Source organism: Cohnella hongkongensis (assembly GCF_042654645.1).
GTDB classification, from domain to species: domain Bacteria; phylum Bacillota; class Bacilli; order Paenibacillales; family Paenibacillaceae; genus Cohnella; species Cohnella hongkongensis.
This window is the reverse complement of sequence record NZ_JBHSEP010000024.1, coordinates 78,079-100,978: the sequence shown is the minus strand read 5'-3', so window position 1 is coordinate 100,978 and position 22,900 is coordinate 78,079. Positions and strand designations below refer to the sequence as shown.

The 22,900-nt window shown below is 61.9% G+C and carries 21 protein-coding genes; 8 read left to right on the top strand and 13 right to left on the bottom strand.

All coding sequences use genetic code 11. The features are described from left to right. The first annotated feature begins 25 nt into the window (after positions 1-25). Positions 26-442, top strand: coding sequence for a FixH family protein (locus tag ACFO3S_RS23875; protein WP_378101160.1), 417 nt, complete (start codon positions 26-28; stop codon positions 440-442). 50 nt (positions 443-492) lie between these two features. Here ACFO3S_RS23875 and ACFO3S_RS23870 read toward each other — a convergent pair whose 3' ends face one another. The 3 genes from ACFO3S_RS23870 to ACFO3S_RS23860 form a co-directional block, all read right to left on the bottom strand. Beyond that, positions 493-1,179, bottom strand: a complete 687-nt coding sequence (locus tag ACFO3S_RS23870) for a sulfite exporter TauE/SafE family protein (RefSeq protein WP_378101158.1) — start codon at positions 1,177-1,179, stop codon at positions 493-495. Then, positions 1,176-3,377 (bottom strand): heavy metal translocating P-type ATPase, encoded by a 2,202-nt coding sequence (locus ACFO3S_RS23865; RefSeq protein WP_378101156.1) that lies wholly within the window; start codon positions 3,375-3,377, stop codon positions 1,176-1,178. The genes ACFO3S_RS23870 and ACFO3S_RS23865 overlap by 4 nt, the downstream gene beginning before the upstream one ends. Before the next feature lie 107 nt (positions 3,378-3,484). Next, positions 3,485-4,336 (bottom strand): helix-turn-helix transcriptional regulator, encoded by an 852-nt coding sequence (locus ACFO3S_RS23860; RefSeq protein ID WP_378101154.1) that lies wholly within the window; start codon positions 4,334-4,336, stop codon positions 3,485-3,487. 122 nt (positions 4,337-4,458) lie between these two features. Here ACFO3S_RS23860 and fabF point away from each other — a divergent pair, with 122 nt between their 5' ends. Then, positions 4,459-5,715 (top strand): beta-ketoacyl-ACP synthase II, encoded by a 1,257-nt coding sequence (fabF, locus tag ACFO3S_RS23855; protein WP_378101152.1) that lies wholly within the window; start codon positions 4,459-4,461, stop codon positions 5,713-5,715. Here fabF and ACFO3S_RS23850 read toward each other — a convergent pair. Then, on the bottom strand, positions 5,669-6,454 hold the full coding sequence (locus ACFO3S_RS23850; protein WP_378101150.1) for a spermidine synthase: 786 nt from the start codon (positions 6,452-6,454) through the stop codon (positions 5,669-5,671). The genes fabF and ACFO3S_RS23850 overlap by 47 nt on opposite strands. Before the next feature lie 166 nt (positions 6,455-6,620). Then, positions 6,621-7,415, bottom strand: coding sequence for a helix-turn-helix transcriptional regulator (locus ACFO3S_RS23845; protein ID WP_378101147.1), 795 nt, complete (start codon positions 7,413-7,415; stop codon positions 6,621-6,623). A 164-nt stretch (positions 7,416-7,579) separates the two neighbouring features. Here ACFO3S_RS23845 and ACFO3S_RS23840 point away from each other — a divergent pair, with 164 nt between their 5' ends. Then, on the top strand, positions 7,580-7,840 hold the full coding sequence (locus ACFO3S_RS23840; RefSeq protein WP_378101145.1) for a heavy-metal-associated domain-containing protein: 261 nt from the start codon (positions 7,580-7,582) through the stop codon (positions 7,838-7,840). Here the strand turns inward: ACFO3S_RS23840 and ACFO3S_RS23835 are convergent. Continuing rightward, positions 7,833-8,264 carry a universal stress protein gene (locus ACFO3S_RS23835; RefSeq protein WP_378101143.1) on the bottom strand — a complete coding sequence of 144 codons (432 nt, stop codon included), beginning with the start codon at positions 8,262-8,264 and terminating at the stop codon, positions 7,833-7,835. The genes ACFO3S_RS23840 and ACFO3S_RS23835 overlap by 8 nt on opposite strands. Before the next feature lie 192 nt (positions 8,265-8,456). Here ACFO3S_RS23835 and ACFO3S_RS23830 point away from each other — a divergent pair, with 192 nt between their 5' ends. Next, on the top strand, positions 8,457-9,743 hold the full coding sequence (locus tag ACFO3S_RS23830) for a class II aldolase/adducin family protein (RefSeq protein WP_378101141.1): 1,287 nt from the start codon (positions 8,457-8,459) through the stop codon (positions 9,741-9,743). Between the two features lie 166 nt (positions 9,744-9,909). Continuing rightward, positions 9,910-10,818, top strand: a complete 909-nt coding sequence (locus ACFO3S_RS23825; protein ID WP_378101139.1) for an NAD(P)-dependent alcohol dehydrogenase — start codon at positions 9,910-9,912, stop codon at positions 10,816-10,818. 77 nt (positions 10,819-10,895) lie between these two features. On the opposite strand, the gene pflA is transcribed toward ACFO3S_RS23825, so the two are convergent. The 7 genes from pflA to ACFO3S_RS23790 form a co-directional block, all read right to left on the bottom strand. Beyond that, positions 10,896-11,654, bottom strand: coding sequence for a pyruvate formate-lyase-activating protein (pflA, locus tag ACFO3S_RS23820; RefSeq protein ID WP_378101137.1), 759 nt, complete (start codon positions 11,652-11,654; stop codon positions 10,896-10,898). 48 nt (positions 11,655-11,702) lie between these two features. After that, on the bottom strand, positions 11,703-13,973 hold the full coding sequence (gene pflB / locus ACFO3S_RS23815) for a formate C-acetyltransferase (protein WP_378101135.1): 2,271 nt from the start codon (positions 13,971-13,973) through the stop codon (positions 11,703-11,705). Between the two features lie 21 nt (positions 13,974-13,994). After that, the gene (gene adhE / locus ACFO3S_RS23810; protein WP_378101133.1) at positions 13,995-16,604 is read right to left on the bottom strand and encodes a bifunctional acetaldehyde-CoA/alcohol dehydrogenase; all 2,610 of its coding nucleotides are present in this window, start codon (positions 16,602-16,604) and stop codon (positions 13,995-13,997) included. 22 nt (positions 16,605-16,626) lie between these two features. Further along, positions 16,627-17,115 carry a hemerythrin domain-containing protein gene (locus ACFO3S_RS23805; RefSeq protein ID WP_378101131.1) on the bottom strand — a complete coding sequence of 163 codons (489 nt, stop codon included), beginning with the start codon at positions 17,113-17,115 and terminating at the stop codon, positions 16,627-16,629. 45 nt (positions 17,116-17,160) lie between these two features. Beyond that, on the bottom strand, positions 17,161-17,682 hold the full coding sequence (locus ACFO3S_RS23800) for a hypothetical protein (protein ID WP_378101130.1): 522 nt from the start codon (positions 17,680-17,682) through the stop codon (positions 17,161-17,163). Between the two features lie 294 nt (positions 17,683-17,976). Beyond that, a complete protein-coding gene (locus ACFO3S_RS23795; protein WP_378101128.1) occupies positions 17,977-18,780 on the bottom strand; it encodes an anti-sigma factor in 804 nt (267 codons plus the stop codon). A 1-nt stretch (position 18,781) separates the two neighbouring features. Then, positions 18,782-19,393: an RNA polymerase sigma factor gene (locus ACFO3S_RS23790; protein WP_378101126.1), complete on the bottom strand. Its 612-nt coding sequence runs from the start codon at positions 19,391-19,393 to the stop codon at positions 18,782-18,784. A gap of 259 nt (positions 19,394-19,652) precedes the next feature. On the opposite strand from ACFO3S_RS23790, the gene ACFO3S_RS23785 reads away from it, so the two are divergent. From ACFO3S_RS23785 to ACFO3S_RS23775, 3 genes are read left to right on the top strand one after another with little or no spacing between them, the layout of a single operon-like run. Further along, entirely contained in the window at positions 19,653-20,810 is a 1,158-nt protein-coding gene (locus ACFO3S_RS23785; protein ID WP_378101124.1) for a COG1470 family protein, read from the top strand. A 2-nt stretch (positions 20,811-20,812) separates the two neighbouring features. Beyond that, positions 20,813-21,826 carry an ABC transporter ATP-binding protein gene (locus ACFO3S_RS23780; protein WP_378101122.1) on the top strand — a complete coding sequence of 338 codons (1,014 nt, stop codon included), beginning with the start codon at positions 20,813-20,815 and terminating at the stop codon, positions 21,824-21,826. Next, the gene (locus ACFO3S_RS23775; protein ID WP_378101120.1) at positions 21,810-22,853 is read left to right on the top strand and encodes an ABC transporter permease; all 1,044 of its coding nucleotides are present in this window, start codon (positions 21,810-21,812) and stop codon (positions 22,851-22,853) included. The genes ACFO3S_RS23780 and ACFO3S_RS23775 overlap by 17 nt, the downstream gene beginning before the upstream one ends. The last annotated feature ends 47 nt before the right edge of the window (positions 22,854-22,900 follow it).

Sequence of the window (22,900 nt, the reverse complement as noted above, 5' to 3'; positions counted from 1 at the left end):
GAAAACAGGCGAAAGAAGGGGTAAGATGTCCAAAAAGCTCATCGCCTTGCTCTGTACGATCGGCTTGCTGTCTATCGGAGGCTTCGGGTGGATGTACGGAAGGGCTGCCGGAGGGGAAAGTTCGGAAAGCTCCGCGGCGGGCGTCCTGCTGCAGATGGACATTCGGGCCGAGGAGAACGGAGCGGTCGTGATGGAGGAAAACCGATTTCGGATTACGCTTAACGACAAGCGCGGCTTGCCCGTCGAACGCGCCAGCATTAAAGTCCATCTCGTCATGCCGGGCATGTTCTGCGGCCGCGTCCCGGCGGAGACGCACGAGGTCTCGCCGGGTCTGTACGATCTGCTGGCGATCCCCGTCATGGCGGGGAAATGGGAAGCGGAAATCGTCGTCGTCGCGAACGGGGAGACGCTAAGAGCGACTCATTCTTTTAATGCCGTATAATATTAATGGAATTAATAATATGAATGGCATGAACGGCGTGAAGATTTACATTACCACAGCCACGGATGCACGCTCGGAATCCACCCGTTGGCCGCCAGTCCCTTCATGATGGCGAGAAAACCCATCGTGTAGGCCAGCACCGTGCCGGCGGCGCGCATCGCTCTTTTGCGTCCTTGGCTCAACTGACTGGAGAAGAGGGCAAGCAGGGCAAAAATCGGAACGGTGGCGAGCCCGAATACGAGCAGCAGCGCCGTTCCCGCCGCCCACGATCCCGAAGCGGCGGCGTTCATCTGCATGGCGTACGTCAAGCCGCACGGCAGGAAGCCGAGCAGAAGCCCAGACGAATACGTGCCGAGCCATTCGCCTCGTCCGTCGGACGCCTGCTTGGCGCTGGCCCGCTTGCTCTGCGGCAGAAAGCGGTGCGGAAAGGGAAGCGCAAACCGCCAGTACGTCCAGGCGATGATCAGCGCACCTCCAAGGATGCTGGCTATGCTTTGCAGGCCGACCAGCGTCCCTGCCGCGTTGAGGAACGAGCCGACGAAGCCCATAAAAGCTCCCGTAGCCGCATAAGTCGTAATTCTGCCTGCGTGATACGCGGCCGCGGCTTTCAGCGCATGCTCCCGCTCCCGCGCGTTCAGCATGAACGAAGACGTGATGCCGCCGCACATGACGAGGCAGTGCGGCGCCCCCATCAGCCCCGCCGCCGCAGCGAGAATCAGGCTTTGCGCGAGCATCATTCCCTCCCTCTCGCCGCGGCCGAGCGTTGCAGCCGAAGCGCGTTGGCGACGACGAGCACGGAGCTTGCGGCCATTCCCATGCAGGCGATTCTCGGGTCCAGATAGCCAAGCGCGGCCAGCGGCACGGCCGCCGTATTGTACGCGATCGCGAACCCGATATTTTGCCGAATATTTCTCAGCGTCAGCCTGCTGATCGCCATCGCGTCCGCGATGCCGGACAGCCGGTCGCGCGTAAGCACGACGTCTCCGGTCTGCATCGCCGCCCCGGCTCCGCCTCCCATCGCGACGCCGACGTCCGCCGTGGCCAATGCGGCCGCATCGTTGCTGCCGTCGCCGACGAATGCGACTACACGGCCGCCGCGGCGAGCCTCCGCCACGATGTCGGCCTTGCGGTCCGGCGTGCAGCCGGCGAAGACGTCGTCGATGCCCGCCTCCCGGGCAATCGCGCTCGCCGGCTCCGGCTGATCGCCCGTCACTATCCCGAGCGAGGCTGTCTTCTTCAGCTCGCGCACCACCTCGAGCGTCTCGCTGCGCAGCGTGTCGGCAAAGGCAAATCGGCCCTCAAGCCGACCGTCGACCGTCACGTACAGCACCGTCTCCCCCGGTCTCGCGGACTCTGCTTCCGGTCCTGCCGCCCGAGCCAGCTCCGGCCCTTCGGTCAGCGCCCAGCGAGCATGGCCGACGCGGACGAGCTTGCCCTCCACTCGTCCCTGCATCCCCCCGCCCGGCACCTCCCGTACGTCTTCCGCCTCCGGCAGAAGCACGCGCAGTCGTTCCGCCTCCCGAACGAGCGCCTGGGCGAGCGGGTGCGCCGAATGCCGTTCGATAGCGGCGGCCAGCTTCAGCATATAGGCGTTCGGGGAATGCACGGCATCGATCGCGATCAGTCGGGGCTTGCCCTCGGTCAGCGTCCCGGTTTTGTCGAACAGGATCCGGTCGGCCTTGGCCAACGTCTCCATCGCGCTGCCGTGCTTAAACAGAATGCCCCGTTTGGCGGCAAGCGCCGTCGCGATCAGCACCGATACCGGAGCGGCCAGTCCAAGCGCGCAAGGACAGGCGATGAGCAGCACGGCCAGCGCATGGCGAATCGCCGCTTCCTGCGGGGCGGCGTCCGCCAGCGCCGTCCAGCCCGCATAGGTGGCCGCCGCGCACAGGATCATGGCCGGCACGAACACCGCCGCCGCCCGGTCCGTCTTGCGCGCGATCGCAGGTCTCAGGCTCTGCGCCTCCTCGACCATCGCGATCATCCTCGACAGCCGCGTCTCCCCGGCATCGCATTCGGCCCGAATGCTGAGCGAGCCGTTCAGGCAGCGCGTGCCGCTGAAGACGCGATCCCCTTTCTGCTTCAGCACGGGCAAGCTTTCCCCCGTCAGCAGCGACTCGTCAATCTCGGCGGCGCCGTCTACGATTCTGCCGTCGGCGGATATCCATTCTCCCGCGTGCACGACGACCTGTTCCCCCCTGCGCAGCTCGCCGGCCGGAATCCACTCCTCTCCCTCCCGCCTGGCGACCCGCACGAAGCGGATTTGCAGCCCGTACAGCTCGTTCAGATCCTTCAGCGCCCTCCCCTTGGCCTTGGCCTCCAGCAGCTTCCCGAACAGGACAACCGTCACAATCATCGCAATCGCGTCGAAATAGAGCTGATCGTGGGCGACCGCCCCGGGGAATCGCATCAGTTTATAATGGCTGTAGAAATAGGCCACCGAAGTGCTGAGAACGACGAGTGTATCCATATTGGCGCTTAGCTGCTTTAGAGCCTGCCACGCCCCCCTGTAGAAGGAGTAGCCGACGTAAAACTGCAGAACCGTCGCAAGCCCCCACTGCAAGTAAGGGCTGAATAGAACGTCCGGAATCCACAGGGCGGCCGGTACGAGCGGGAGGTGGGCAAGCATGGCCCAGAGCAGCGGAACGGATACGGCGACGGCGACGGCCAGCTTGCTGCGGAGAGCCCGAAGCTCCGCTTCGTGGGCCTTCTGCGGAGAATCGAGATGCTCGGCGGCCCCGTAGCCGAGCTGTTCGATTTTGCGGCGAATGTCCGCCTCGCGAGTCACTCGCGGATCGTACTGAACGTAGGCTTGCGCAGTCGCCATATTCACGGTAGCGCCGCTGACGCCGGCCATGCGGCCAAGCCCCTTCTCGATGCGTGCCGAGCATGCGGCGCACGTCATTCCCGTTACTTGCAAACGCAGCGTATCCATCCGGCATCCCATCCTGTTCGAAGATTCGGCGAATTGCCCGTCCTTCTCTACCCTATGAGATTGTCTTGCCGTTCAGAATCGCGGCGAGCGCCGGGCAACGCTTTCCGCTACTTTCCAGCGCCCGGACTTTCCCCGATCAGCCTTTTGAGCTTGTTCTCCGTCGTGGAGTCGGGCGCAGGCGTATAGATGCTGCATCTCAGATCGACGCTGCCTTGAACCTGGAGCGAAGTCAGATGGAACAGCATCTTGCCGGCTTTGGCGTGCCGGAATTCGATCAGCACCTCCGGCGCGGATTGGACCTCGCTCTCCTCCCACAGCGCTTCGAACTCCGGGTAGGCTGCCTTCATCTCCTGGAGAAAACGGTCGTACCATTCGTCGTCGACATATTGGCCGTAATAGGCGCGGAAAATGGCGAGAAAGCCTTTCGTGAAATGCTCCCAGTTCACGGCGAGCCGCCTCAGCTCCCTCCTTGCGAACAACAGCCGGATCATATTTCTCTCTTCCGGCGGAACCTTCTCGAAATCGAGAAACACGTGGGAGGCCGCTTCGTTCCAGCCGACGATCATATGGCGCCGGTCCGTGATGATCGTCGGGCAGGCGACCAGCTCCCGCAAAATCCGCTTCAGCGGCGGGCTGATCTCCGGCAGCTTTTCCTTCAGCGCGGGTCCGGGGCTCGTCTCCATCGCAAGGGAGTACAAATATTTGCGCTCGTCTACGTTAAGCTGCAGAGCCGCAGCGATGCAATCGAGCACGGAAGACGACACGCGAATGTCGCGTCCCTGCTCGAACCAGGTGTACCAGGTCAGGCTGACCCCGGCCAGCTGCGCTACCTCTTCCCTGCGCAGCCCCGGCGTTCTTCTCCGCCTGCCGGTGGCGAATCCGGCCGATTCTGGCGAGATTTTGGCGCGCTTTCCCTTAAGGAACGCCGACAGAGCGAGAAGCCTCGCTTCATGATTCATGAACAGCGCCTCCGGTTCGTTATCGTAGTAGTTATTATACTAGTATAATTGATAACTTGTAATAGGATAATGGAAATGAGATGCTGATTGTACTTTCGATACGATTAAGGAGTGAGATCGGCATGGAGCAAGTCGTCATTACCGGAATGGGAGTTCTGTCTCCCCTCGGCAACTCGGTGGACCGCTTCTGGGAGCGGCTCGTCCGGGGGGAATCGGGGATCTCGCGAATTGAAGCGTTCGATTCGGATCGCTTCAAGAGCCGGATCGCGGGAGAGGTTCGCGGCTTCGACCCGGAGACGTTATTCGGACGCAAGGAAGCCCGGCGGATGGATCGCTTCTGTCAGTTCGCGATGGCGGCGGCCGGCGAGGCCTGGGACGATGCGGGGCTTCAAGCGGATCGAGTCGACGGAGAAAGGATCGGCGTCTATGTGGGCTCGGGAGTCGGCGGCCTGCAGACGCTGCTCGAGCAAGCTTCGGTCCTTCGCGACCGCGGACCGGAACGGATCAGTCCGACGCTCGTGCCGATGATGATCTCCAATATGGCCGCCGCCTTGATCAGCATGAAATTCGGCGCGCTCGGCCCGACCCTGTCCCCGGTGACGGCGTGCTCGATCGGCAATACGGCGATCGGCGAAGCGTTCCGGCTCATCCGCAGCGGCGGCGCGGATGTCGTCATCGCCGGCGGAGCCGAGGCGGCTCTGTCCGAAATATCGCTGGCCAGCTTCGGCAACGCGACTGCGCTCTCCTGCCGCAACGACGCGCCGACCGAAGCCAGCAGACCGTTCGACGCCGGCCGCGACGGCTTCGTCATGGCCGAGGGGGCGGGCATCGTCATTCTGGAATCGCTGACTCACGCAGCGAGGCGCAGCGCCCGCGTCTATGCGGAGGTGATCGGCTACGGAGCGAGCTCCGACGCTTACCATATGGTGGCCACGCACCCCGATGGCGACGGGGCTTACCGGGCGATGAGACTGGCGCTGGCCGAGGCCGGTCTGAGCCCGGATCAGATCGATGTCATCAGCGCACATGCGACGAGCACCGAGATCGGCGACCGCTCGGAGACGCAGGCGATCAAACGATTGTTCGGAGATGACGCCTATCGCGTGCCGGTGACGGCGAACAAATCGATGACCGGGCATCTGCTCGGAGCCGCCAGCGCGGTCGAGGCGGTCGCCCTCGTCAAAACCTTGCAGACCGGATGGATTCCGCCGACGATCAATTACGAAACGCCCGATCCGGACTGCGATCTCGACTGTGTGCCGAACGTGGCGCGCAGAACCGATCCGAACGTCGGCCTGTCCAATTCGTTCGGCTTCGGCGGACATAACGCGGTCATTGCGCTCCGGAAATATCGGGGCCCGACGAGCCGTCCCGAATGACATGGCCCTCGGCCAGCTCGACCTCCACCAGCTCGAGCTCCATAAGACCGGCCGCCTTCCTGCCCGAGAGCTCGAACCCAACGTCGCTGCCGGCGAAAATCATATTTCGTCTGTCGCGGCTGCGCTCGGCAGGCAGCGAGCGGCAGCGCACATCGGCGAAAACTTGCCGCATCGTCGTGGCGACCGCTTCCGCGTGTCTATCGTCGCTCGGCCTCCCCATGGCGTTCAGGAAAAGAGCTCCGCCCGGGCGGAGCTTGTCCGAGGCCATCCGAAAAAACGACTCCGTCGTCAAGTGCGGCGGCGTCCCCCTGCTCGTGAAGGCGTCCAGGACGATAAAATCGAAGGACCGGTCCGGCTCCGCTTCGAGCAGAAGACGGCCGTCTCCGATTCGGACATCGTCGTTCGCAGCCCCGAAATAGCGTTTGCCGACCTCCACAACCGCCTGGTCGATTTCCGCCGTTACGATCCTTTTTCCGCGAAAATGACGGGAGAGCGAGCCGATGCCGTAGCCGATCATGAACGCGCTTGCGAAGAGTGGCTGCCGGCGAACCATCAGACCGGCAAGCGCCTTCTGATAGGCCAGCACGAGACGCTGCGGATCTCTCAGATCCATCGCCCCCTGAACGTCTCCGTCCGCGAAGCGGACGCATCTGAATCGACCGGTCTCCCCGTCCAATTGCGCCGTCTCGTAAACCGCGATCTCGTTGTAAGGGGATTGGATCTCTGCCAGCAGCTTCATCCGCCGGGCTGCTTCCCGTTCTCTGCGGCCGCGACGACGATCGGCGCGACGCCGACGCCGACGTTCGGAAAAAGCGGTTGCGCTCTTAAAGCGATCATTCGAACACCTCACAAGTTATTGCCTTCATTGCGAGCGGCCAACGGCCGTTCGCGCCCCTGGCCGCCTGCTACCGCAGAACGAGGCTGTTGCGGTTAAGAAATCGGTCCATCAGCAAGGGCAAAGAGATCAGAATCGGAGGATCGTCCGGCAGCGGCGGATGGAGCGTGACGATCTGCTCGGGCACGGGTCTGCCGGCCTCGACGACGATCGGTTCCCGAGACCGGGTTCGCAGCGTAGTATGGGGCAGCAGAATCTCCATCGCCTTGGCGTTCCAGGCGACAGACGTCGCCATCAAGTAATAGATTCCCGGCTTTACGTTATGGAGGACAAATTCCATCGAGCCGGAAGTGAGCGTGCCGTGCTCCGGAACGCCTTCGGGAATCGGCTTCGCGAACAGGCCGATCAGAACGACGCCTTCGAACGGAACCAGGGGAACGACTCTGCCCGCGATGCTCGAGCGGCCTGGCTCGATTCGGCGGACGTCCCGCCACTGGTTCAGCTGCCGCAGCGCCCGCAGTCTGTCGTCTGCGAGCGTCGGCGAGCTGCGAAACTGGGACGGAGTCATGCCTACCTTCTCGGTGAATCGCGTCGTGAACGTTCCCAGGCTCAGCTGACCGATCTCCAATCCGACGTCCCGCACGCTCAGATTCGTCTGAAGCAGCAGTTCCTTCGCCTTCTGCAATCGAATCGCGGATACGTAATACAGAGGCGGAACGCCGATCCTCATCTTGAATAGACGATTAAAATGAAACGGACTATATCCGATGTGGCCGGCAAGCCTGCTCAACAACAGCGGCTCGTCCAAATGGCTGTGAATGTAGGCAATCGCTTCGTCGATTTCGGGATACCGATAGCGGTCCATCCGCGCAATGCCCTCCTCGAATCATAAACAGAACGTGCGTTCGCTCCAATAGATTACCATACTCCGCCAAAAAATCAACCACCCTAGGCTTTTTTCTTGTTTTCCCGATCATTTTCAAACAATATATGAGCAATTATTCATTTATAAGCTGGAGATGAACGGACATGATCGAATATCGGGTAAAAGGACTGACGTGCGGCAATTGCGCGCGAACGCTGGAGGAAGAAACCAGACGGTTGGATTACGGGGAATCGGCCAAACTCAGCTTCGCCAGCGGCAAGCTTAAGCTGGACGAACGGGTTCCGCTCGACCGCGTTATCCGATATGGGGGCTACCGTGTTCGTCACCTCGTCAGTCTGACGATTCTGTTCGAACGGGGGCGGCTGCCCGCCCGCCGTAAACCGCCCATAGGGGCGGCTATTTGACGACAAGCACCGGAACCTGAGCCTGCTGGACGACATGATGGCTGACGCTGCCGAGCATCCATTCGCGAATCGGTCCGAGGCCGCGGTTGCCGATGACGATCAGGTCGCAGCCGTTCTGCTTGGCGTGCTCCAGAATCGCCGAGGACGGAGCGCCTTCGAGTACGACGACTTTCGCATAGGGCAGCTCCTTGATCCTTTCTTCCGCCTGGCGGACCAGATTCGCCTGCTGCTGCTTCATCTGCTCCTCGTACCCGACCGGAACGACCATGCCGAAGCCTGCGAAGCCGTAAGGCGGCCTGATGGCGACGTGAGCGACCGTCAGCTTGCTGCCCTGGCGTCTCTCGATAAGCTTGACGGCGTGTTCGAGCGCTTTGTTGGACGCCTTGGAACCGTCGTAAGCGGCCAGAATGTGATGATAGGTCATGCGAATTCCTCCAATCGAGTTTGACGGTCTTTCTTCGTATAGTGTATTCCCGTGCGGGGCCGTTTACTGTATCGTTTCTCACATTTGGGCGAAAATCGGCTCATCGCGCGGAATATGACTTTCGTTACAGTTAAAAAAGCGGCGTCGTGTTACAGTGAAGGAGACCGCATATTGGACTGAGGAGGAATTTCGATGCGATACGAATGGCTACATCCCGCGGATCAGATTCTGCTGATGATGGATCGAATTTACGGCTACGGCATGACGACGACCTCCGGAGGCAATCTGTCCGTTCTCGACGAACAAAATCAAGTCTGGATTACCCCTGCCGGCGTCGATAAAGGCGCATTGACGAGAAACGACATCGTATGCGTCAAGCCCGACGGAACGACGGTCGGTCCTCACCGCCCGTCCAGCGAATTTCCTTTTCATCGGCTCATCTACGACGCCCGGCCCGACTTGCGGGCGATCGTGCACGCGCACCCTCCCGCTCTCGTCTCCTTCAGCATCGTAAGACGGATGCCCGACACGAGGCTGCTGCCCAACGAACGGCAAATTTGCGGAGAGATCGGCATGGCCGAGTACGCGCTGCCCGGCAGCCGCCAACTGGGCGAAAATATCGCCTCCGTGTTCGCCAGCGGCATCCACTCGGTAATGCTGGAAAACCACGGCGTCGTCGTCGGCGGCCCCGACCTGTTCCAGGCGTTCCAAAGCTTCGAGACGCTCGACTTCTGCGCGCGCCTCGAGATTAACGCCAGAAGACTCGGAACGCCGGCGCTTCTGTCGGAAGAGCAATTCCGCACGATTTCCCATTCCGACGAACCGGAGCTCGGCTCGTTCGTCCCGCGCTCTTACGGAGCGGACGAGCTCGCCATTCGCAGGGACATGTGCACGCTGATCAAGCGCGCGTACGATCAGCGGCTGTTCACGAGCACGCAAGGCACCTTCTCCCACCGGCTGGCGGACGGCTCGTTCGTCATTACGCCGTACGGGGCCGACCGCAAATATTTGGAGCCGGAGGATCTCGTCCGCATCGAAGGCGAAGCGGCCGAAGCCGGCAAGAAGCCCAGCCGGTCGGTGCGCTTGCATCGGCGGATTTACGAGCTGCATCCGCATATCGACAGCGTCATCATCGCCCACCCGCCCAACGTGATGGCTTTCGCCGTGACCGAGCACGCCTTGGATTCGCGCACGATTCCGGAAAGCTACATTTTGATGCGGCAGACGCCCAAGCTCCCTTTCGACGCCGTCTATCGCGACACGGAGGGAACGGCCGCGCGCTTTACGAAGGACACCCCGATCGCCATCGTGGAAAACAACTGCGTCATCGTCACCGGCCAGAACCTGCTCAACGCGTTCGACCGGCTCGAAGTCGCCGAATACAGCGCCAAGGCGATCCTGTCGGCCGGCTGCCTCGGCGACATCGTGCACATCGGCCCGGAGCAGATCCGCGACCTTGAAGTCGCGTTTAAGCTGTAAACCTCGACGTCGTCCAGCTTGTTGACGTAGACGCACGCCTTGCCTGTCGTATGCTTGCCCAGCTTCCGCTGTTGAGCTTCGAATAACCGTACTTAAGTATCTGTTCATCCGGGGGTCCTCCCTGTATGATTCTCGCAAAAGCAACGTTTGTTAAGGAGGCTATTTCGTGAGAGCAATCCTATGCGGGAAATACGGATCTCCGGATGTACTTGAGCTTAAAGAAGCCCCTAAGCCGGCGCCCAAGCCCGACGAGCTGCTGATCAGGGTTCGCGCGACCACGGTCACATCGGGAGATTGCCGCATTCGCGGCTTCCGAAGCCCGCTTCTCTTTTGGCTTCCCATGCGGCTCGTTCTCGGCCTGCGCAGACCGAGAAATCCGATTCTCGGCGTCGAACTGGCCGGCGAGGTCGAAGCGATCGGCCGAAACGTCCAGCGATTCAAGCCGGGGGATGCGGTCTTCGCGATGACGGGGTTCAGGATGGGCGCCTATGCGGAGTACGCGTGCGTAAGAGAAACCGGAGTCGTCGCCCCTATGCCGGACAACGCGACTTACGAGGAGGCTGTCGCGCTTCCGTTCGGAGGGACGACGGCGCTGCACTTTTTCCGGAAAGCGCGTCTTCGGGAAGGGCAGAAAGTGCTCGTCTACGGAGCCTCCGGATCCGTGGGTACGTCTGCGGTACTGCTGGCCAAAGCGCTCGGAGCGGAGGTTACGGGCGTGTGCAGCGGCGCTAACGCCGACCTCGTGAAGTCTCTCGGAGCCGATCAGGTCGTCGATTATACCCAAGAAGATTTCACCCGAACGCGGGAACGTTACGACGTGGTTTTCGACGCGGTCGGCAAATCGACCAAGTCGGCTTGCAAGAAGGTGCTGGCCAAGGACGGCAAATTCGTTACGGTCGAAGGACAAGGCGTCGCCAAGGAGCTCGCGGAGGATTTGCTGCTGCTGAAGGAGCTCTATGAATCGGGGAAAATAAAAGCGGTGATCGATCGGCGTTACCCGCTCGAACGAATGGCTGAGGCGCACGCGTACGTGGACGGAGGCCGTAAAAGAGGAAACGTCGTGATCACGGTATAACCTCTCTTAGGGACGAGATTATACGCGCAAAACCGTCGGACAGCGCGTTTCGCTGGCTCGACGGTTTTTGGCCGCTTTTACGTATTAACCATGAGAGCCAGCTCCCGCTTCCCCTCCTCTATTCCGTGCGAGATCAGCCTCCACGCTCTTGCGGTCTCCTCCGGCCCCGGCTCCAGAACGCCTTCCAGCGGATACGCCTTGCCGAGCTGGTGCCACTTGTACACGCCCATCCGGTGGTAAGGCAGCACCTCGACTTTTTCCACGCCCTCCAGCCCGCCGATAAAGCGGCCCAACTCCCGGAGCTCGTCCGCATTGTCGGTCCAGCCCGGAATGAGCACTCTTCGAATCCACATTTTCGTTCCGCGGTCGGACAAATAGCGGGCGAACCTGAGTATGCGGTCGTTCGGCTGGCTCGTCAGCTCTCGGTGGGCGCCGCCGTCCATCTGCTTCAGGTCGAGCAGGACGAGATCGGTCGCGTCCAGCAGCGCCTCCGCGCGGCTGGGCTCGCAGAAGCCGGAGGAGTCGAGCGCGGTGTGCAGCCCCCAGTTTTCCTTGCACGCCCGGAACAGCTCGGCCACGAACGGAGCCTGCAGCGTCGGTTCGCCGCCGGTCACCGTAATGCCCCCTCCGGAACGGCGGTAATATTCGACATAAGGCTCGATCTCCCGCAAAATGTCGTCCACGCTCTTCAGCGCGCCGGCCTGCGTATCCCACGAATCCGGATTGTGACAGTAGCCGCATTGAAGCGCGCAGCCCTGCAGGAACAGGACGAACCGGATTCCCGGTCCGTCTACCGTCCCGAACGTTTCAAGAGAGTGGATTCTCCCCGTATGCATGCTGTCCGCCTCCCTCTCTTGATCGACTTTCCGAGCGCCCGGCGTGCCCTAGATCGCGCCGTGGAACGTCCGGTTCAGCACGTCGAGCTGCTGCTCCCGCGTCAGCTTGATGAAGTTGACCGCATAGCCCGAGACGCGGATCGTCAGCTGCGGATATTTCTCCGGATGCTCCATTGCGTCCAGAAGCTGCTCCCGGTTAAAGACGTTGACGTTCAGATGGTGGCCCTTGCTCGCGGCATAGCCGTCCAGCATGGAGACGAGGTTGTCGATCCGCGTGTCCGCCTCCCGGCCGAGCGCCTTCGGAACGATCGAGAACGTGTTCGAGATGCCGTCCAGGCAGCTGGCGTACGGCAGCTTGGCAACCGAGCTGAGCGAGGCGAGCGCCCCTTTGCGATCCCGGCCGTGCATCGGGTTGGCGCCCGGCGCGAACGGCTCTCCCGCACGGCGGCCGTCCGGCGTGCTGCCCGTCTTCTTGCCGTAGACGACGTTGGACGTAATCGTCAGCACCGACATCGTCGGCAGGGCGTTCCTATAAGTCGGATGCTTCCGCAGCTTGTTCATGAACGACTCGGTCAGCGCGACGGCGATATCGTCCACTCGGGCGTCGTTGTTGCCGAACTGCGGATATTCGCCTTCGATCTCGAAGTCGACGGCCAGCCCCTGCTCGTTCCGAATCGGCCGAACCTTGGCGTGCTTGATGGCGCTCAGCGAGTCGGCGACGACCGACAGCCCGGCGATGCCGCAGGCCATCGTCCGCAAGATGTCGCGGTCGTGCAGCGCCATCTCGATCCGTTCGTAGCAGTACTTGTCGTGCATGTAGTGGATGACGTTCAATGTATTCATATACAAGCCGGCGAGCCAGTCGAGCATGCGGTCGAATCGCTCGGTCACTTCCCCGTAATCGAGCGTCTCCCCGGTCAGCGGCGCGAGCGCAGGTCCGACCTGAATGGCGAGCTTCTCGTCCTTGCCGCCGTTGATGGCGTACAGCAGCGCTTTGGCCAAGTTCGCCCGCGCTCCGAAAAACTGCATCTGCTTGCCGATCCGCATCGCGGAGACGCAGCAGGCGATGCCGTAATCGTCGCCGAATTCCGGCCGCATCAGATCGTCGTTCTCGTACTGAATCGAGCTGGTGTCGACGGACACCTTGGCGCAGTAGGCCTTAAACCCTTCAGGCAGCTTCGTCGACCAGAGCACCGTAAGGTTCGGCTCCGGCGCCGGTCCGAGGTTGTACAGCGTATGAAGGAAGCGGAAGGAGCTGCGTGTCACCCGCGTGCGCCCGTCGTTCCCCATGCCGCCGATCGATTCCGTCACCCAGGTCGGGTCGCCGCTGAACAGCTCGTTGTAGTCCGGCGTGCGGAGGAACTTGACCATCCGCAGCTTCATGACGAGATGGTCGATCAGCTCCTGCGCCTGCTCCTCGGTCAGCCGGCCTTCCTTCCTGTCCCGCTCGATGTAGATATCGAGAAAGCTGGATACGCGGCCGAGGCTCATCGCCGCCCCGTTCTGCTCTTTGATCGCCGCAAGGTAAGCGAAGTAGAGCCACTGCACCGCCTCCTTCGCGGTCGCCGCCGGACGGGAAATGTCGAAGCCATAGGAAGCGGCCATCATCTTCAGCTCGCCAAGGCTGCGAATCTGCTCGGACAGCTCCTCCCGCGCGCGGATGACGTCCTCGGTGATCGCGCTCGTCTCGAGCTGCAGCAGCTCCTCCTTCTTCGCCTCGATCAGCCGGTCGACCCCGTACAGCGGCACTCTGCGATAGTCGCCGATGATCCGACCGCGTCCGTAAGCGTCCGGCAGGCCGGTAATGATGCCCGCTTTCCTCGCCAGCTTCATCTCGGTCGTGTAGGCGTCGAACACGCCCTGGTTATGCGTCTTGCGAATGTCGGTGAACAGCTTGCGCGTCGCTTCCGGCAGCTCGTAGCCGTAGGCTTTGCAGGCGTCGTCCACCATGCGGATGCCGCCGAACGGCTGGATCGAGCGCCTGAGCGGCGCGTCCGTCTGCAGGCCGACCACTTGCTCGAGCTCCCGCCGGATGTAGCCCGGGCCGTGCGAGACGATCGTCGACACCGTCTCGGTATCGATGTCGAGCACCCCGCCGTTCTCGCGCTCCTTTCTCATCAGCTCCAGCACCGTCTGCCACAGCTCCAGCGTAGCGTCGGTCGGGCCGGCCAGGAAGCCGTCGTCCCCTTCGTAGGGCGTCAGGTTGAGGCCGATAAAATCGTTGACGTCGATATGCCGCTGCCAGCGTCCGTAGCGGAAGCCTCTCCAGCTGTCCGGAGACGGCGCCGCTCCTCTTAAATTTTGTTCCGTAGTCGCCATAGTTGTTCCCTCCCTGATCGTTTAGGCGAATTTGCCGTAAAATGCGTTGCGATAGACGTCGGCCAGCTCGCTGACGAGCGGCATGCGCGGATTCGCCGTCGTGCACTGATCCTCGAACGCGCGGTCGGCCAAGTAGTCGACCCTGCTCTCGAAATCGCCGGCGTCGAAACCGAGCGCCTGGAACGACTCCGGAATGTCGAGCGAGCGGTTCAGCTTGCGGACCGCCTCGATCAGGCTGGCGACGCCTTCCTCGGTCGTGCCGCACGGCAGCCCGAGCAGTCTGGCGATGTCGGCATAGCGCTTGTCGGCCACGAAGTGATCGTATTTCGGGAACGAAGCGAACTTCGTCGGCCTCTCCGCGTTATAGCGAATGACGTGCGGCATCAAAATCGCGTTCGTGCGCCCGTGCGCCGTATGGTACTGGCCGCCCCACTTGTGCGCCAGACTGTGGTTGATGCCGAGGAAAGCATTGGCGAAGGCCATGCCTGCGATCGTCGAGGCGTTGTGCATTTTCTCGCGGGCTCTCGGATCGCCCTTGTGGTACGAGGCTTCCAGGTTCTCGAATACGAGCTGGATCGCCTTGAGCGCCAGTCCGTCCGTATAGTCGTTGGCCATGACCGACACGTACGCTTCGATCGCGTGGGTCAGCACGTCCATGCCGGTGTCGGCGACCGCCGTCTTCGGCAGGCTGTAGACGTAATCCGGATCGATGATGGCGACGTCCGGAGTCAGCTCGTAGTCCGCGAGCGGATATTTCGTATTGCCTTTGTTCTTATCCGTAATGACGGCGAACGACGTGACTTCCGAGCCGGTGCCCGAGGTCGTCGGGATGGCGACGAACTTCGCCTTGCGGCCTAATCTCGGATATTTGTAAATCCGCTTGCGGATGTCGAGAAACTTCATCTTCAGCGAGTCGAAGCTCGTATCCGGATATTCGTAGAACAGCCACATCGCCTTCGCCGCGTCCATCGGCGAGCCGCCGCCGAGCGCGATGATGCAATCCGGCTGGAATTGCTCCATCATCCGCGTGCCGCGGTCCACCGTATCCGTCGACGGATCGGGCTCGACCTCGGAGAACACCTCGATCGCGACCGGCGTCGCCCGCTTGCGAAGATAATACTCGACCTTCTCGACGTAGCCCAGCTTCACCATCGCCGCGTCGGTAACGATCATCACCCGCGTAATGTCCGGCATTTTCTCCAAATACTGCGTCGCTCCCCGTTCGAAGTACACCTTGGGCGGCACCTTGAACCACTGCATGTTCAGCGTCCGATAAGCGACCCGCTTCAGGTTGATCAGGTTCACCGCGGTGACGTTCGACGTCGTCGAGTTCTGCCCGTAGGAGCCGCAGCCAAGCGTAAGCGACGGAAGGTTCGTATTGTAGATGTCGCCGATCGCGCCGTGCGTGGAGGGCGCGTTAACGATAATCCGTCCGGTCTGCAGACGGGCAGAGAACGCCGATATGACGGCCTGATCGTTCGAATGGATGACCGAGGAGTGGCCCATCCCGCCGAAGGCGACGACTTGCGCGGCCCGCTCGATCCCCTGCTCGGCGTTCTTGACTTTGTAGCAGGCGAGCACGGGACTTAGCTTTTCCGCCGACAGCGGATACTTGTCTCCGACGCCCCCGAGCTCGGCGACGAGTATTTTTGTGCCGGACGGCACGGCCACTCCGGCCATTTCCGCGATTTTGGCCGCCGGCTGGCCGACGATGACCGCGTTCACCGCGCATTTCTCGGGGTTGATGACGAGGCCGGACACTTTCTCCGTCTCTTCCTTGCTCAAGAAATAGCAGCCGAGCTGCGTCATCTTCTTCTTCGCCGCCGCATAGATCGGTTCGTCGAGAATGACCGCCTGCTCCGACGCGCAGATCATGCCGTTGTCGAACGTCTTGGACAAAATCAGATCCGTGACCGCCTGGTCCAGATCGGCTGTCCGCTCGATGAAGCACGGCACGTTGCCGGGACCGACCCCGAGCGCCGGCTTCCCGGTGCTGTAGGCCGCCTTGACCATCGCCGAGCCTCCGGTCGCCAGCACGAGCGCCACATCCGGGTGGTTCATCAGCTGCTGCGTCGCTTCCACGGACGGCCGCTCGATCCATTGGATGCAGTGCTCCGGAGCGCCGGCCGCTACCGCCGCTTCCAGCAGCGTCTTGGCGGCCTCCCGGCTGGAGCGCTGCGCCGACGGATGGAAGGCGAAGATGATCGGATTGCGCGTCTTGGCCGCAATCAGCGCCTTGAACATCGTCGTGGACGTCGGGTTCGTCACCGGCGTAATCCCGGCGATGACGCCGACCGGCTCCGCGACGACGCGATAGTTCTCGTACGGGTTGTTTTCGATGACGCCGACCGTTTTCTCGTTCTTGATGCTGTGGTAGATGTATTCGGTGGCGAAAATGTTTTTCGTAATTTTGTCCTCGTATACGCCTCGTCCGGTTTCTTCCACCGCCATCTTCGCCAGCGTCATATGCTGGTCCAGGCCGGCCAGCGCCATTTTCTGCACGATCCGGTTCACGGCCTCCTGATCCAGCTCCATGTAAGCCTCCTGCGCCTTCTTCGCCCTTTCGGCCAGCTGGCCGACTTCCTTCTGAGCGGCGACAAACGTTTCCTGAACTTGTTCTTTCGCTGCCATAGATTCTGCCTCCCCTGATTGGTTAAGATCCGATATACTCGATTTCGTCCATCAGCCGCTCGGCCGCCGGAACGACGGTCTCGTTCTCGACCCGAAAGTGCTCGGCGATGATCATAAGCACCTGCAGCAGTCTCGACAAGCAGTCCTCCGGAGGCTCTCCGCCTCTGACCGCCGACAGATAAGCTTCGTAAAACTGGCCGGCGATGGCGTCCTCCTGCTCCAGCACTGCCGCCGGGCCGATTCTTCCCCCGCAGATGGCGGATCTGGCGATCGGATAGATGATCTGCTTTTCCTGGGCCAGGTGCGCCTGCCAGTCGGTCATGAAGGAGACGAACTTGTCGTGCACACTGCGGTGATGCGTCCCCCAGAACGGATAGTCGAAGTTGCCGGGATTCCAGCGCATCAGCTTGCACAGCTCCAGCAGCCGGCCGTACAGCGCGTCGTGCTCTTCCTTCCACTGGTCGTACCTCATATACAGCTCGTACAGCGGGGATTTAACCGCGTTCGGCATGGTGTCGCTCCTTTCCTGTTCGGTTAATGGGCGGTCGGACGCGGGTCAGAAGCCGTATGCGTTGGAGCGGTCCGTCAAATCCAGCATAATCTCGTCCTCTTCCCGAAACCGGTTGTTCAGCACCGCATACGCTTGAATGAGATAAGCGGTCATTCGGCGGGCGTCCTCCCGTCCGATCGGATGCTCGGCCTTCTCCAGCAGCCGCAAGAACACTCGCAAATACTGATCGGCCAGCTCGTATTCCTGCTCCATGAGCAGAAACAAATCCAGCTCGGCTCCGAGATAAGACGCCGCCTGAGGGAACAGTTCGGCATCCTCCCAGCGGGTGTGCTCGATCCAATGCTTCATGAACAGCTTGACGCAATCGTACAGCTGACGCATTTCGCGGTTTCGTTTTTTCTCTTCGTGATCGTTGCGGACGGCGCATGCCCGCTCGTAAATGTTGCGCAGCTCTTCCTTAAGCGCGTCGTGCTCTTGCCTGGCGCGGACGACGGAGGCTTCGAGCAGCAGCCCGCCGTTCTCCTCGCCGGGAGGGATGGCGTCGAGTGCGATGTGCAGCTTCACCACGAGATCACTTCCCTTCTTCTTCTTGACTCCAGTATAGCCCCGCCGTCCCGATTATCTTGTGAATAAAATCACATTGTAACAAACTGTTCTTAACTTGAACCAGGCGTAAGCGACTTCATCCTGCCTGAATCCTAAAACAGGAGGCATCTCCCCCAACCGGGGAGATGCCTCCTGTTTTAGGCCGCGAACGCGATGCTCAAGGTCGTCCCAAGCGGTTTCTGGCCGCTCGGCTCCGTTCATTTCCGTTACTCCCTTCGATCGCCCCAGCCGCCCCAGGGCGCACGGGCCGCTTCGTTACTCGCTTGCCAGCCGTACGTGCGCGCTGACGGGATTTGTCGGCCGCTCGCTGCCGCCCTTCGGCTCGATTGTGATCCGCAGCGCTTCCAGCGCGGCCATCTCGCGGAAGCGCGAATACAGATGACCCTGTCCGCTGTGGAACTTCAACAGGCCGAGATTCGATGTCCGGCTGCTGCTGTCGGCCCAAGCCTGCATGTCGCTGGCCTCGGACTCGAGCACCCCTTCCAGCAGCACGAACAGCTCCTCCGTATCCGCATTGATCCACACCGTCAAGCTCCGTCCCGGCACGAACGAAGGCGTGACGGCGGGCCAGACCGCGACCTCCGACGACGAGATGACGCGAGTTCCCGGCAGCTCCATCAGCCGCGCCCCGTTCGGCTCGTGCAGCGCCGCGTAGTGCTGGGCCTCGAGCGGCGCAGCGGTCTTCGGCACGTCATGCACCGCCGCCGACTTGAGCAATCCGATCAGAGCGGCGGCCAGCAGCGCCGCGCAGAAGGCCGCTCCTACGGCCGGCCTGCGCTTCGCCTTGCGCCAAAGCAGCCGGACCGCCGTTTGTCTGCGCAGAGAGCGGTACACACCGGGGAAAGGCCGCTGCGAACCGCCTTCGGGCGCCGCCTCCCGAACCCCTTCGTTCCGCCCGGCCGTCACCCCGAGCAAATCGGCCCATTCGTTGCTCGCGATCCGGCAGACGGAGCAATTTTCCGCATGTCTCTCCAACGCTTCGGACGAGACTTTGCCCAGATTGCCGAGATGATAGTCGATCCATCGCTCGTCCGGTATCCCGCAATCTCTGCCCAACATTTCATTCCCCTCCTCTCGGACCGTCCGACCAGCCAAGCCGCGCCATTGCCTTGTGCAGACGGCTTAGCCCGTAGCGCACGCGCGACTTGACCGTTCCGACGGGAACGTCCCAGGCTTCCGCCAGCTCCCTGCGCGTCCGGCGGCGGTAATAAACTTCCGTCAGCGTCCGTCTCTGTACGCCGTCGAGCTCGGACAGCGCTCGCCTCAGCGCCTCTCCTTCCATTTTCGCCAGCACGCGCTGCTCGGTCAGCGCCGCTTCCCCCGCCAGAGCGAGCCCCCGCTCGAACGGAGAATCGCGTTCCTCGAGCACGATTCTGCGGCGCTTGCGCAGCCGATCCATGCAGCGGCTCTTCGTCAGCACGGCCAGCCAGGCTTCCACCGACCCTCTGTCCGGACTATATTTCTCCGGCTGGGAGATGACGGCCAGCAGCACGTCGTGGCACACATCCTCCATCTCCATGCGGTCTCCGCCGAGCAGCTTGCCGGCTATCCTCATGACGAAAGGAGCGGCCTGCTCGTAGAATCGGTCGAACGCCTCCAGCGAGCCTTCCTTCAATAACACAATCAGCTCGAACAGATCCTCGTTCCCCGAACGTCCAGGGATCGTGTCCATGTGGACTGCACCTCCGCGCTTCTTCGCATTGGAGGGACGCGGCGTCGGATTTCCCCCTCGGCAGCGCCCTTCTCCCGCCTCAACACCTTTTCGAGATTAAAGTATCAGAAAGCGGCGCGGGAGAAAACCGGCCGGCATTTTTTTTATCTTCCTTTAAGCTTCTTCTAAGCAATTTTTTAACTTTCGACTAAATCCGTTCCACCCGTCCGGACGTAATAGGGGTGAACATCACTTTATGGAGTTGAGGGGGAACATCGTCATGAAAAAATTGACCCAACCATTATCCGGAGCGCTCGCCCTGTCGCTGCTGCTGGGCGCGCTCCTGGGCGGAGCGCCGATCGCCTCGGCGGCTCCGCTTCTGAAGCTGTTCACGCCGTACACCGACTTGTCCGTATCGCCGGGGGAGACGATCCACTATTCCGTCGACCTCATTAACGACTCCGAGGACATTCGCTCCGCCAACGTCGCGCTCGACGTCGGCGGGCTCGGCTGGAAATACGAGCTGAACGCCGGCGGCAACCGCATCCGCCAAATCTCTGTCAAGCCGGGAGAGTCCCAGACGTTAAACCTGAATCTGACCGTGCCGCTCGAAGTCGACAAGGGCGACTACTCGTTTAAGCTGAACGCCGGGGACTTCGGATCGCTTCCGCTGAAAGTCAACGTGGCGGAGCAAGGCTCCTACAAATCCGAGCTGTCGGTCGACCAGCCTAACCGCGAAGGACACGCGGACTCGAAATTCACGTACAGCCTGACGCTCGACAACCGCACCGCTTCCAGTCAGCAGTATGCCTTGACCGCGGAAGCTCCGGCCGGCTGGGACGTCCGGTTCTCGGTAAGCGGCAGCAACGTGACGTCCGTCGACGTGGAGGCCGGCAGCTCGAAATCGATCAGCCTGGACGTCACCCCGTCCGAGAACGCCGCAGCCGATACGTATCCGATCGTCGTGCATGCGGCCAGCGGAAGCTCGTCGGCGCAAGCGCAGGTAGAGGCGGCGATCACCGGTACCTACGGCCTGACGCTGAGCACGGCGGACGAGCGGCTGAGCGCCGACATTACCGCCGGCAAGACGCGCAATCTCGAGCTTGTCGTCCGAAATACCGGATCTGCCGAGCTGACGGACGTCAGCCTGAGCGGGCAGCTGCCCGCCAACTGGGAAGTGACGTTCGAGCCGAAAACGATTCGCTCGATCCCGGCCGGCCAGTCCGTGCCGGTGACCGCTACCGTTAAAGCCTCCGACAAAGCGCTGGCCGGCGACTACGTCGCCAACCTGACCGCGAGCTCGCCGGAGAAGACGGCCTCCGCCGCGTTCCGCGTCACCGTCGAAACGTCGATGCTGTGGGGCTGGATCGGCGTGCTGATCGTCCTGGCCGTGCTGGCCGGCATATACGGCCTGTTCAGGAAGTATGGGAGGCGGTAAACGTGACGACGATCGAAACGGCGGAACCGGTCATCCAGTTAAAAAATCTGACGAAAACGTACGGAGAATTTACCGCTGTCGACCGCCTGAATCTGAACATTTATCCCGGTGAAATTTTCGGCCTTCTCGGTCCCAACGGCGCGGGCAAAACAACGACCATCCTGATGATGCTCGGCTTGACGGAGCCCGTATCGGGAGAAGCGGTCGTCTGCGGCATCGACGCGACCCGCAATCCGATGCAGGTCAAAAGGAAAGTCGGCTACATGCCGGACGACGTCGGCTTCTACGAGGACCGGTCGGCGCTCGACAATCTCGTCTACACGGCGAGGCTGAACCGGATTCCCGAAGCGGAGGCGAGAAGCCGCGCCCTTCTCCTGCTCGAACGGGTCGGGCTGGCCGAAGCGGCGCACAAGCGGACCGGCACGTTCTCCCGGGGGATGCGGCAGCGGCTCGGGCTGGCTGACGTGCTCATTAAAAACCCGCAGGTGATCATCCTCGACGAGCCGACGCTCGGCATCGACCCTGAAGGGGTTCGCGAGCTGCTCGCGCTGATCCGCGAGCTGAGCCGCAACGAAGGCCTGACCGTCCTGCTGTCGTCTCACCACCTGCATCAAGTGCAGCAAATATGCGATCGCGTCGGCTTGTTCGTCCAGGGCAAGCTGATCGCCTCCGGCGACATCGAGACGCTGTCCCGCCAGCTCGACGGATCTCCGACGTATCGCATCGAGCTCGACGCTTCGCCGTGGAGCGAATCGCTCGACGCCGCGCTGCGCGGCGTCGAGGGCGTCACCGACGTGCAGCTCAAGCCCGCCGTCGTCGAGACGAATGCCGAGCGCCCGGGAGACGGCATCTCGACCGCCATCGTCTCCGGCACGGCGGACGTCACCGCCGAGCTGGCGAAAGCCGTCATCGCTTCGGGGGCGTCTCTGTACGGCGTCCGCCCGCTCCGTTACGGCCTGGACGACATCTATCACCGCTATTTCGAAGGAGGCGAGACGCGTGAACGCATCGGTTAACAAATGGCGGGGCGCGCTGGGCAAGCGGGCGGCCGATGCGGCCAGGGAAGCTGCCGCCAACCGCGCGGAGCGCGCCGCAAGCCCGTTCTGGGTCATGGTGCAGAAGGAATTCGGCGACCATATCCGCAGCTGGCGGTTCGTCATCCTGCTCGGCATCGTCACGCTGGCCTGCATCGGCTCGCTGTACACCGCCGTCACGGCTCTTAAGGAAGGAGCCGAAACCGGCGGCGGGGAGGCCAACTTCCTGTTTCTGAGCATGTTCACCGTCTCTTCGAGCGGACTGCCGAACTTCCTGACATTCCTCTCCTTCCTGGCTCCGCTCATCGGCATCGCCATCGGCTTTGACGCGGTCAATTCGGAGAGGAGCAAGGGAACGCTGAGCCGGGTCATGTCGCAGCCGGTACACCGCGACGACTTCCTCGTCGCCAAGTTCGTCGCCGGCCTGCTGCTGATCGCCGTCGTCGTCTTCTCCCTCGGCTTCCTCGTCATGGGGACGGGGCTGTACACGATCGGCTATCCGCCGACGCCGGAGGAGTTCGGCCGGGTTATCGTCACGCTGCTGATCACGACCGTCTATGTCGGCCTATGGCTCAATCTGTCTCTCCTGTTCTCGGTGCGGTTCAAGCAGGCGGCCACCTCCGCGCTGGGCGGCATCGCGGTATGGATCTTCTTCCTCGTCTTCTACGGCATGATCGTCAATCTGATCGGCAACGCGATCATGCCCAACGATCCGAACGACGTCGGCGCTTACGTGGACGCGCAGAACCTGCTTACGTTTCTGTCGCGGATCTCGCCGGCCCACCTGTTTCAGGAGGCGGCCTCGACGCTGCTGCTTCCGGACGTGCGGACGCTCAATCCGTTCATTACGCAGGAACAGGCGTATCTGGCGATCTCGGCGCCGCTGTCCTTCGGCCAGAGCACGCTGCTCGTATGGCCGCACATCGTCGCTCTCATCGCCGAGACGTCGCTGTCGTTCGCCGCGACCTATCTGCTGTTCATGAGACAGGAAATTCGTTCGCGCTCCTGATCGTCTGCGCGCGAAGAGGGGCAGAGCAAGGAAGGAAGGCTTTCCCG